Origin of the sequence: Bacillus zhangzhouensis, assembly GCF_000715205.1 — a bacterium.
In the GTDB taxonomy this organism is placed as follows: domain Bacteria; phylum Bacillota; class Bacilli; order Bacillales; family Bacillaceae; genus Bacillus; species Bacillus zhangzhouensis.
In genome coordinates this window covers 1-1,374 of the sequence record NZ_JOTP01000065.1, presented here as the reverse complement: position 1 = coordinate 1,374, position 1,374 = coordinate 1, and the positions used below count along the sequence as shown (strand labels likewise).

Below are 1,374 nucleotides of genomic sequence, written 5' to 3'. Positions count from 1 at the left end.
TTTAATCAAGGAATATAAAGCAGCGTTGAAAGAAACTGAAAGGATTTTGGCAGCATCTACAGACGAAGGAGAAATGAAAACGTACCGCTCGATGATTTCTGATTTAGAGTATGCGATTGAGTGGATGGAAACAGAAAGGCAACCAAGCGCAAGACGTGGCATGGATCGCCGTTCCTATTATGAACGCACAATATTCACAACAATAGAAGTCCTTGACTTCCTATATTCAACATACCACGTTCCCGAATCTGACCCGCTAGCAGTAAACGAAAATGAACTAGATTTACTCGAGTATGCTATGTCAACGTTGACGGATAAGGAGAAAGAGATATTCATAACCGTTGTTGGTCATAACCTATCTTTCAGTAAATGCGCCGCACTTCATGGCGTAGCGAAAGGCACGATCCAAAAGAATATAGAGAGAGCACGGAAAAAGATTGCTCAAAAGGTAGCAGAATTGAAATCGGGAGAAAGGGGATACGCTAATGTTGGGTGAACCGCCTGTAATAGATAAAAAAGAAACGAGAAAAAGAGTTGAAAGTATACTAGACAATTATCGTTTGTATCTTCTTCAAGTCCCGGACGATATGCTGCCGAAGATAACAGGAGGATTCAGCATAGTGCCGCCCGCTACTACCAACGCTTTCCGTTCGTCCACTGAAAGCACAGCCATTAAACGTATTGAATGGGAGCAGAAACGAAATGCCTTTCTTGAGAGAGTGCAAAAGGCTGTCAATCGTCTTCCTGCTTATGAAAGACAGATCATTATAAAACGTTACATGCAGCAAGAACCTGTTTTTGACTATCAAGTGTATAACGATATCGGCATGAGTGAGAGATCGTATACACGTTTGAAGGGAAAGACATTCCTAGACCTGGCGTATGCGCTCAATGAAATTGTATTTAAAGCACCCGTTTAGAGGTGTTTTTTTATTTTGGCACAATTTTGGCGTAAAAGTGGCGTATTTTTGGCGCAAAGTTGGCGCAGCATGACGGAAAAAAGGTTGTAATATTGTATTATGCGATAAATTGATAAGGCGGCTTCCATTACGGAGGTCGCTTTTTTATATGGAGGTGTTAGCTGTGGTAGAACTCTTAATCTTAAAAGGCTGTTCAAAACAACGTATAAGGACTTTCATCGTAGGGAAAAACACAAGGCATGCAAGAGCGCTATGGCAAGATTTAAAAAAGAAATTTCCACAATATAAATACGCGCGCTATGTTTCTAGGGATGCAGCAATGTTAGACGGGGTGAATCCTAGCGAAACAATTTTAATTTTGTTACCGGGCTACTCTCAAAATCCAGTAGTCAAACACTTTGAATTCCAATGGTTGAAGGAAAATGCCATTGAAGTAATTCATATCAATGAGGAG

At 40.7% G+C, this 1,374-nt stretch carries 3 protein-coding genes; all 3 read left to right on the top strand.

Going from position 1 to position 1,374, the window contains the following annotated elements:
- Window positions 1–496 (top strand): sigma factor-like helix-turn-helix DNA-binding protein (locus BA70_RS18735; protein WP_051691202.1); only part of this gene is annotated, 496 nt, incomplete at its 5' end.
- Window positions 486–920, top strand: coding sequence for an ArpU family phage packaging/lysis transcriptional regulator (locus BA70_RS18730; RefSeq protein ID WP_034325250.1), 435 nt, complete (start codon window positions 486–488; stop codon window positions 918–920). The genes BA70_RS18735 and BA70_RS18730, both read left to right, overlap by 11 nt.
- A 163-nt stretch (window positions 921–1,083) precedes the next feature.
- The coding region (locus BA70_RS18725) for a hypothetical protein (protein ID WP_078061778.1) at window positions 1,084–1,374 on the top strand (291 nt) is incomplete at its 3' end.

Coding starts and splice junctions, on each gene's coding strand:
- BA70_RS18730 (WP_034325250.1), top strand. CDS start 486: ATGTTGGGTGAACCGCCTGTAATAGATAAAAAAGAAACGAGAAAAAGA.